The organism is Pseudomonas sp. GW821-FHT05H12 (assembly GCF_059419385.1).
The window spans coordinates 65,167-74,206 of sequence record NZ_JBWKRS010000036.1; the positions used below are offsets into that span (position 1 = coordinate 65,167).

The 9,040-nt window shown below is 59.2% G+C and carries 6 protein-coding genes and 1 pseudogene; 5 read left to right on the forward strand and 2 right to left on the reverse strand.

Features of this window, described 5'->3' with window-relative positions; genetic code table 11:
- Positions 1-58 precede the first annotated feature (58 nt).
- Complete coding sequence (gene putP, locus AC07SU_RS25520) at positions 59-1,543, forward strand: sodium/proline symporter PutP (RefSeq protein ID WP_494998593.1); 1,485 nt, start codon at positions 59-61, stop codon at positions 1,541-1,543.
- A gap of 77 nt (positions 1,544-1,620) precedes the next feature.
- Here the strand turns inward: putP and AC07SU_RS25525 are convergent, their stop codons facing one another.
- Positions 1,621-2,109 carry a DUF2165 family protein gene (locus AC07SU_RS25525; RefSeq protein ID WP_494998594.1) on the reverse strand — a complete coding sequence of 163 codons (489 nt, stop codon included), beginning with the start codon at positions 2,107-2,109 and terminating at the stop codon, positions 1,621-1,623.
- Between the two features lie 187 nt (positions 2,110-2,296).
- Here AC07SU_RS25525 and AC07SU_RS25530 point away from each other — a divergent pair.
- The 3 genes and pseudogenes from AC07SU_RS25530 to AC07SU_RS25540 form a co-directional block, all read left to right on the forward strand.
- A pseudogene (locus AC07SU_RS25530) lies at positions 2,297-4,300 on the forward strand (type VI secretion system Vgr family protein); the annotation flags it as partial.
- Positions 4,301-5,341: 1,041 nt separating this feature from the next.
- Positions 5,342-5,782 (forward strand): hypothetical protein, encoded by a 441-nt coding sequence (locus tag AC07SU_RS25535; protein WP_494998595.1) that lies wholly within the window; start codon positions 5,342-5,344, stop codon positions 5,780-5,782.
- Between the two features lie 109 nt (positions 5,783-5,891).
- Positions 5,892-6,608 (forward strand): DUF4123 domain-containing protein, encoded by a 717-nt coding sequence (locus tag AC07SU_RS25540; protein ID WP_494998596.1) that lies wholly within the window; start codon positions 5,892-5,894, stop codon positions 6,606-6,608.
- Here AC07SU_RS25540 and AC07SU_RS25545 read toward each other — a convergent pair.
- The gene (locus AC07SU_RS25545) at positions 6,594-7,871 is read right to left on the reverse strand and encodes an O-acetylhomoserine aminocarboxypropyltransferase/cysteine synthase family protein (protein ID WP_494998597.1); all 1,278 of its coding nucleotides are present in this window, start codon (positions 7,869-7,871) and stop codon (positions 6,594-6,596) included. The genes AC07SU_RS25540 and AC07SU_RS25545 overlap by 15 nt on opposite strands.
- Before the next feature lie 249 nt (positions 7,872-8,120).
- On the opposite strand from AC07SU_RS25545, the gene AC07SU_RS25550 reads away from it, so the two are divergent.
- On the forward strand, positions 8,121-8,957 hold the full coding sequence (locus AC07SU_RS25550; RefSeq protein WP_060755160.1) for a 23S rRNA (adenine(2030)-N(6))-methyltransferase RlmJ: 837 nt from the start codon (positions 8,121-8,123) through the stop codon (positions 8,955-8,957).
- Positions 8,958-9,040: the final 83 nt, after the last annotated feature.

Here is a 9,040-nt window from a genome sequence, read left to right on the forward strand (position 1 = left end):
ACGGGTGGCCGTCTCACAGACCGCTGCTACATAAAAACAAAGCCAGGGCGTCACTCTTATGAGCGTTAGTAATCCAACCCTGATCACGTTCGTGATCTACATCGCAGCAATGGTGCTGATCGGCTTCATGGCCTATCGCTCCACCAACAACCTTTCCGATTACATCCTGGGCGGTCGCAGCCTCGGCAGCGTAGTGACAGCCTTGTCCGCCGGCGCTTCCGACATGAGCGGCTGGTTGTTGATGGGCCTGCCGGGCGCGATCTACATGTCCGGCCTGTCGGAAAGCTGGATCGCCATCGGCCTGATCGTCGGTGCCTACCTCAACTGGCTGTTTGTCGCCGGTCGCCTGCGGGTACAGACCGAGCACAACGGCGACGCCCTTACCCTGCCGGATTACTTCTCCAGCCGTTTCGAAGATAAAAGCGGCCTGCTGCGGATCATCTCCGCGGTGGTGATCCTGGTGTTCTTCACCATTTACTGCGCCTCGGGCATCGTGGCCGGTGCCCGTCTGTTCGAAAGCACCTTCGGCATGTCCTACGAAACGGCGCTGTGGGCCGGCGCTGCAGCGACAATTGCCTACACCTTCGTCGGTGGTTTCCTGGCTGTTAGCTGGACCGACACCGTACAAGCCACGCTGATGATCTTCGCGCTGATCCTCACGCCGATCATCGTGCTGCTGGCCACCGGTGGCGTCGACACCACCTTCCTGGCCATCGAAGCCAAGAACCCCGACAACTTCAACATGTTGAAGAACACCACCTTCATCGGCATCATCTCGCTGATGGGTTGGGGCCTGGGTTACTTCGGCCAGCCGCACATCCTGGCGCGTTTCATGGCGGCGGATTCGGTCAAGTCGATCGCCAATGCACGTCGCATCTCCATGACCTGGATGATCCTGTGCCTGGGCGGCACCGTGGCGGTAGGCTTCTTCGGTATCGCTTACTTCTCGGCCCATCCGGAAGTGGCGGGCCCGGTCACCGAAAACCACGAGCGTGTGTTCATCGAGTTGGCCAAGCTGCTGTTCAACCCATGGATCGCCGGCGTGCTGCTTTCGGCCATCCTGGCTGCCGTGATGAGTACCTTGAGCTGCCAGCTGCTGGTGTGCTCCAGCGCCCTGACCGAAGACTTCTACAAAACCTTCCTGCGCAAGAATGCCTCCCAGCTTGAGCTGGTATGGGTTGGCCGCGCGATGGTGCTGGTGGTTGCCCTGATCGCCATCGCCATGGCTGCCAACCCGGACAACCGCGTCCTGGGCCTGGTGAGCTACGCCTGGGCCGGTTTCGGCGCGGCCTTCGGCCCTGTGGTGCTGATCTCGGTGATCTGGAAAGGCATGACCCGCAACGGCGCATTGGCCGGCATCCTGGTCGGCGCGATCACCGTGATCGTGTGGAAACACTTCAGCTTGCTGGGTCTGTACGAAATCATCCCGGGCTTCATCTTTGCCAGCCTGGCGATCTACTTCGTAAGCAAGCTGGGCGCGCCGACGGCAGGTATGGTCGAGCGTTTTGATGCTGCGGAAAAAGACTACAACCTCAACAAATGATTCGTCGGGCGCTGAGCGTCCGTTGAGTTGAAAAAAGGCCCGCATCCTACGGATGGCGGGCCTTTTTTATGGTCGGTTCAATCTGTGTCCGGCTGGTTGAGAAAGATCAACACGCCCACAATCGCCATGTAGAACTTGAAGGCCGCATCCTGGCCATTCCATTGGTGGGACTGCCACATCAGGAACCATTCACCGCCCACCACCATGAAACCGAAAAACCACACCACAAAGCCGAGGGCGAGGCCGGTGGTGGCGCGTACCTTGGCGCGATTGAATGCAGCAGCACTGCCTTGGCGGGTGCGCCACAACGCCAGCGCGCCCCAGGCTAGCAGCAGTGCTGTGAGGGCTTCGCCGAGGATGATCAGGCCGTACGCGCCGTGCCACAGCCAGGGCGCGGTGATGGCGCGGTACATGGCGGCGTTGCCGGGAAACGTGGTGTCCATGCTCAACACATGTTTGACGAAGGCAAAGTTGGAGCCGTAGTCGGTGATGTTGTTGAACGCCACCAGGCTGGCGAAGGCGGCAAGGGCGAGGACCAGAGTGATTTTTGCGTAGCGTGTACCCATGTTCTTTACCGGCAATTGTGCGAAGAGGGGCGGTTACGCTAGCACGGCGTCGAGGTGTCTACGACGCCTCGCACATGAAGAATTAGGCGCTCCAAATGTAGGACGCGACTGATTTTCCAGCGGCCCGCTCAGGCCCGGGCAAAGCTGGTGCAGAATCGGTCGCCCACCCTTCGCAGAGAAACACCGGATGTTCGCTCCTGCCAATCAAAGTGCGTTTACCCTGACCCTCGATGGAGAGCCCAGTGAGCTCAAGGTGTTCGGTTTCACCGGCACCGAAGCCATCAGCCAGCCCTACTGTTTCGACCTGGAACTGGTCGGCGAACAGCCCGATCTTGAGCTGGAAAGCCTGCTGCATCGACAGGTGTACCTGGGTTTTGACGATAAAGGTCACGGCGTCCACGGCCAGGTCTACCGGGTGGCCCAGGGCGACTCCGGGCGTCGCCTTACGCGTTACCAGATCAGTCTTGTGCCGCAACTGGCGTATTTGGCCCACAGCAGCCACCAGCGTATTTTCCAGCACAAGACCGTGCCGCAGGTTATTGCGCAGGTATTGGCGGGGCAGGGCATTCAGAGCGACCGCTTCGAGTTCCGCTTGAGTGGCACCTACCCGGAACGTGAATATTGCGTGCAGTTCGGTGAGACCGACCTGGCGTTCATCCAACGGCTGTGCGCCGAGCAGGGCATTCACTATCACTTCCAGCATTCAGCCGAACGGCACCTGCTGGTGTTCGGTGATGACCAAACCGTTTTTGCCCAGGCCGATCACGCCACGCCCTACATGCCCGGTTCAGGGATGGTGGCCGATACACCGGCGATCAAGCGTTTTGCGGTGCAACTGCAAACCCGCACCACGGCGTTGAACCTGCGTGATTATGATTTCCGCAAGCCGCGCCTGGCGCTCGAAAGCGTCCAGGCTGGCGAGCAGCTTCCCAGCCTGGAAGCGCAAGACTATCCCGGTTATTTCAGTGATCGCGCCCATGGCAAGTACCTCGCGCAACGGGGTCTTGAGCGTCACCGCAGTGACGCTCGGGTGGCCCATGGCAACGGTGATGAGCCGGCCTTGCTTTGCGGGCGTTTTCTGAAGCTCACAGGCCACCCGCGTGAAGGGTGGAATGACTTGTGGCTGGTGACGCGGGTCACCCACGAAGGCAAGCAACCCCAGGTGCTGGAAGAAGCGGTGCCTGAGGTAGCGGGCAGCGAATTTCGCCAGGGGTATCGCAATGAATTTGTTGCTGCGCCTTGGGATGTGATCTTTCGTCCTCCGATGCCAGAGCAGCCGCGTCCAGCTGTTCCCGGTTATCAAAATGCCGTGGTGACCGGCCCTGGAGACAGCGAAATTCATTGCGATGAGTTCGGTCGGGTCAAAGTGCAAATGGCGTGGGATCGCGCCGGGGAACACAACGAACATTCCAGTTGTTGGTTGAGAGTGGCCACCGGGTGGGCGCATGACCGCTACGGCTCGGTGCTTATCCCACGGGTCGGGATGGAAGTGCTGGTGGGCTTCGTCAATGGCGACCTGGACATGCCGGTGGTGATGGGCTGCCTGCCGAATGCGGCGACCCCGGTGCCTCTCGAACTGCCTGCGGAAAAGACCCGCAGTATCTGGCGCAGCCACAGCAGCCCCGGCGGTGGTGGCTACAACGAACTGCGCATTGAAGACCGCAAAGGCGCCGAGGAAATCTACCTGCGTGCCCAGCGGGATTGGACCCAGCATGTGCTGAATGACCAGCAGGTGCAGGTGGATAACCGGCGCCAGGTGAAGGTAGGCGGTGAGTCGCACCATGAATTGCAAGGTGAGGAACAACGCATCACCCACGGCAATCGCCTGACGGAGCTCAAGCAGGATGACCACCTGGTGGTCGGCGGTTCGCAGCAGATGCGTGCAGGGCGAACCATCCAGATTGGGGCAGGGCAAAGCGTCGTGATTGATGCGGGCGCCATCGTGACGATTCAGGCGGGCGGGCAGTCGATCACGTTGTCGGCGGCAGGGATTTTCAGCAGTGTGCCGATCATGCTGGGTGGGGTGCCTGCTGCGCCAGCTTCACCGTTGACGCCCGGGATCAAGGAGAAGTTGCTGGCAGTAATTCCCGCACCTCTGAGCTCCGCGCAAGTCGCCAGCTTGAAGCGTAGCGCGCCCTTTTGCGAAGAGTGCGAGCGTTGCAAGGATGGTCAGTGCGACGTTACGCAACACGGTAGTAAGGGGGTGGGGGGGGCTGATGGTAAAGCCTCCGATGTCGAACCCGGGTTTCATATCGTGCAGCGCGCGATGTCTCGGGATGCGTTGGAAAAATCGCTGTTCGAATCGCCCAGCGCGATCGTCCTGGAGCGTTTTCGCAGCCTCAATCCGCAGCTCACGCAATACGCCAAGCCGGGGCAGATGCTCGTCCTTAGCGATCCGCTCAACAGCAAATGCACGCGTGAAGAAGCGCTACTGATGGAAGCGGCACGTGAGGTGAACGATGCAGTGACGCCGATGAGTGAAGAGGAGGCGGCGTTTATGGTTGAGCACCATGAGGTCATTCGGAGTTTTTTGGCGGAGGGGTCTACGGCGGTGGGGGTTGGGACGACGATGGTTGGTAAGCACCTGGGGGATATTGAAAAAACCCTTAAACGCCTCGAGGGGCTTCATGTGGAAACGTTCCAAAAAAGCGGAAAGCTGCAAGGCGCTGAGTTCTTCTCGGAGCGAAAGTTTTTGCTGAGCCAGTTGGATAACGGTCTTGGACCTCTGGTGCGTAAAGGCGTTGGCATTCCCGATCACCCGAAGCTGAAAAGTGCCATGGGGATCTCCAGTCGCAGCCTTGTCCATCATTGGTTAAAGGCGGGCGTATCAGAAGGAATACCCGGTTATGCGACGCACATAAAGGGCGTAGCGCGGGCGAGCCAATACATGAAGGTTGGTGGTTTTGTCGGTATCGGGTTGGGGGCATCGGCCTCAGCGTTGAAGGTGAAGGAAACATGTCGAGTTGGAACAACTGCGGAGTGTGAAAAAGTGAAGTTTATGGAGGGAGGGAAGTTCACGGGAGAGGTCGTTGGCGCCGCGCTGGGGGGCGCTGCAGGTGTCGCAAGCGCAGGGTTTGTTTGTGCTGTTATTGGGGTCGGTACTTTAGGTGTCGGAGGGGTTGTTTGCGGGCTTGTAGTTGTAGGTGCCGCCACGGCAAGTGTAAGTACGCTGTCTGGTAATAGAGGTGAAAAATTAGGCGAGAAATTTTATGAGGTTTTACATTGACTTATGATGGGTGCTGACGTTTCCAATATTGTTGACTCGATTTTGTCTTTTAAAGAAGCAAAGATTATTTACCAGTGCTTGATGTTTTTGAGTTCTTTCTTTCTTTTGATTACGCCTGTGTGGGCGTTATACCTATCTTATTTTAAGATCGAAAAAATCCGGAAAAACTTAAAGCGTAGTTGGCGGATTATAAGCCAAGATGAAAGTCTTGGTTGGGACCCTATAAGTAGATCTTGGGCCATAAGAGATGTGATCGGGGCTTTCGCCTTTCCCAAACAATCTATAAGGCACGGGAGTCTCAGTGCTGAAGACTATGCTGAGTTTCCGACGGCACTAAAAGTTGTTTTGAGAAGTCTCGGTATTTGCTCAATGGCCTCATTTCTTGGTGTTTTAATTTTGCTTTTAATAGGGGACCTTGTGGGGTGGGAAGAAGTTGACTGGTTTTAGATAGGTGGGTGTTTTTTGGGGGGAGTTGTATTGGTGCATTGTTCGTGGCTGCAATTAGTTTGAAAAGGCGAATCACTGCTTGCATCTTACTTTGAATGAGGTATGCCTAATGCCGAATAAGTTATTACCAAAAATCTGGTTAACCCACAGCCCGCTTCAGACTGTTGAGAATGTCTTCGTCATTCTAAGCAAGGCCAGCGACGTGAACCCGGTCGATGTTTGGCGAAAAATCGCAGTCGGAATGTCGCCACAACCCATCTGGGCAGGCACAGCCTATTCCGAATGGGCCGAGGTAATGCCCTACGTCGCCGTGATCGAACCCGACAGTCCTTTTCTCGATTGGATAGCAACCACCGAATCAACCGACTGGGGTTGGCTGGCGGTATCGTCCTGCTCGTTGGAAACCGTGGCTGCGCATTTGCAAAGCCTTACGAAGGTCTACCTGCCCGACGGCCAAGAGGTGTTTTTGCGTTTCTGGGATGGCGCTCAGGTTCTGCCGATCCTTCAGCAGTGTGGGGCTGAAATATTGCCGATTTTCCAGCGTTACCTGATCAATGGCCAGTCGCTGACTACTACGGCTGGCCCGGTCACTGCTGCGAAAGCCAGCCCTTGGTGGAAAGCACCTGCACCGTTATTGGAACACCTGGCAGAGCAATCACCGCACACCCTGATCGGCAACCTGCTGCAATGGCTCGAAGAGCAGCGCCCCGACCTCTACAGCGCCTTCACGCCGACGACCCTGCAGCACAAGGTCGCCTATTTCGCGCGCTCTCCGGGTATCAGCCATGAAGCGCTGGCCGACTACCTGGCTTCAGAGCTGGGTTGAGGCCAGAGCCTGTTGAAGGTCTTCGATCAAGTCTTCGATGGCTTCGATGCCCACTGACAGGCGGATCATCTCTGGTTTCACGCCAGCCTTGGCCTGCTCTGCCTCGTTCATCTGCCGATGGGTGGTGGAGGCGGGGTGACAGGCCAGGGACTTGGCATCACCAATGTTCACCAGGCGCTTGAAGATTTGCAGTGCGTCGTAGAAGCGCACGCCGGCCTGGTAGCCACCTGTGAGGCCGAACGAGAGGATCGCCGAGAGTTTGCCTTGCAGGTATTTTTGCGCCAGTTCGTGGTGCGGGTGGTCCGGTAGGCCGGCATAGCTGACCCACTCCACGGCGGCATGGCCTTGCAGGAACTGCGCGACCTTCAGGGCGTTTTCGGTGTGGCGCTCCATGCGCAGGGCCAGGGTTTCCAGGCCTTGCAGCAGCAGGAAAGCGTTCATCGGGGCCAGGGCTGCGCCGGTATTGCGCAGTGGTACGGTGCGGGCGCGGGCGATGAAGGCGGCGGGGCCGAATTTTTCGGTGTAGACCACGCCGTGGTAGGCCGGCTCGGGGTTGTTGAGGCCGGGGAATTTCTCCGGGTAGTCGGTCCAGGGGAAGGTGCCGCTGTCGACGATGACACCGCCCAGGGAGTTGCCATGGCCGCCGATGTATTTGGTGACTGAGTGCACCACGATATCGGCGCCGAACTGAATGGGCTTGCACAGGATCGGCGTGGCCACGGTGTTGTCCACGACCAAAGGCACGCCACGGGCGTGAGCCACCGTTGCCAGGGCTTCCAGGTCGATGATATTGCCAGCGGGGTTGCCGATACTTTCGCAGTACACCAGCTTGGTGTTGTCGTCGATCAGCTCGGCGATAGCTTCGGCAGAATCATCGCGGGCGAAGCGCACGTCGACGCCGAAGCTGGGCAGCAAATGGGCGAACAGCGTGTAGGTGCCGCCATACAACTGTGGCGTGGTGACAATGTTGTCGCCGGCGCGGGTGAGGGTCTGGATCGCGTAATGGATCGCGGCACTGCCGGCTGATACCGCCAACGCTGCGATACCGCCTTCGAGGGCGGCGAGGCGCTGCTCCAGCACGTCGTTGGTAGGGTTCATGATGCGCGTGTAGATATTGCCGGGCACGTCGAGGTTGAACAGGTCGGCGCCGTGCTGGGCGTTATCGAACTCGAAGGCCACGTTCTGGTAGATCGGTACGGCGACGGCCTTGGTGGTCGGGTCTGACTTGAAGCCGTGGTGCAGGGCGATGGTAGCGTCTTTCATGATGGTTATTGACCTCCTTGGATTCCATGGGCGCCGCGACACCGTAGGCGCCGGCTTGCCGGCGATAGCGTCAGCGCGGAGTGCAGGTAATACCCCGCCACCCGCATCACCGGCAAGCCCGCCCACACATAACCGATTAGACCGTTTTAAGTACTCCGCCTGCGTTTACGGCATATGCCTCGCCCGACACGCAGCCCTGCACCTTTGCCCCTGTAGAAGGTAAACTTCGCCCCCTGCGCAGGAGCAACCATGAATTATCGTCACGCCTTTCACGCCGGCAATCACGCCGATGTCTTCAAACACCTGACCTTGACCCGCCTCATCGCCCTGATGTCGCGCAAGGAGCAGCCGTTCGCCTACCTCGACACCCACGCGGGCATCGGCCTGTACGACTTGCAGGGTGACCAGGCCAACCGCACCGGTGAGTACCTGGAAGGCATTGCGCGCCTGTGGGGCGAAAGCGACCTGCCGCCCCTGACCGCCGACTACATGCGCGTGCTGCACGAGATGAACCCGGATGGCCAGTTGCGCTACTACCCGGGCTCGCCGGAGCTGGCGCGTCGGCTGACACGCCCCCAGGACCGTGTGCTGCTCAATGAGAAACACCCGGACGACGGCGTGTTGCTCAAGGACAACATGAAGGGCGACCGTCGCGTCAAAGTGCACCTGGGCGAAGGTTGGCATGTGCCGCGTGCCTTACTGCCGGTGCCGGAAAAACGCGCGTTGATGCTGATCGATCCGCCGTTCGAGAAGCTTGACGAGATGCAGCGGTGCGCGGCGTCGCTCAAGGAGGCGGTCGGCCGCATGCGCCAGACCGTTGCGGCGATCTGGTACCCGGTGAAGGACCAGCGCATGTTGCGTCGCTTCTACCAGGACCTGGCCGGCACCGGCGCGCCAAAGTTGTTGCGCGTGGAGCTGCTGGTGCATCCGCTGGACACGCCCAACACCCTGACCGGCTCGGGTTTGGCGATTGCCAACCCGCCATGGGGCCTGGAAGAGGAATTGCGCGAGCTGCTGCCGTGGCTGTCCAAGAAGCTTGGCCAGACCCAGGGTGGGTGGCAGATGGATTGGCTGATCGCCGAATAACCGGATTGCCACATACCCTTGTAGGAGCACGGGGGGGGGGGGGGGGGGGGGGGGGGGGGGGGGGGGGGGGGGGGGGGGGGGGG

What these genes read in the sequence shown, in the direction of transcription:
- putP (WP_494998593.1), top strand. Translation starts at nt 59, where the DNA reads ATGAGCGTTAGTAATCCAACCCTGATCACGTTCGTGATCTACATCGCA.
- AC07SU_RS25525 (WP_494998594.1), bottom strand. Translation starts at nt 2,109, where the DNA reads ATGGGTACACGCTACGCAAAAATCACTCTGGTCCTCGCCCTTGCCGCC.
- AC07SU_RS25535 (WP_494998595.1), top strand. Translation starts at nt 5,342, where the DNA reads ATGGGTGCTGACGTTTCCAATATTGTTGACTCGATTTTGTCTTTTAAA.
- AC07SU_RS25540 (WP_494998596.1), top strand. Translation starts at nt 5,892, where the DNA reads ATGCCGAATAAGTTATTACCAAAAATCTGGTTAACCCACAGCCCGCTT.
- AC07SU_RS25545 (WP_494998597.1), bottom strand. Translation starts at nt 7,871, where the DNA reads ATGAAAGACGCTACCATCGCCCTGCACCACGGCTTCAAGTCAGACCCG.
- AC07SU_RS25550 (WP_060755160.1), top strand. Translation starts at nt 8,121, where the DNA reads ATGAATTATCGTCACGCCTTTCACGCCGGCAATCACGCCGATGTCTTC.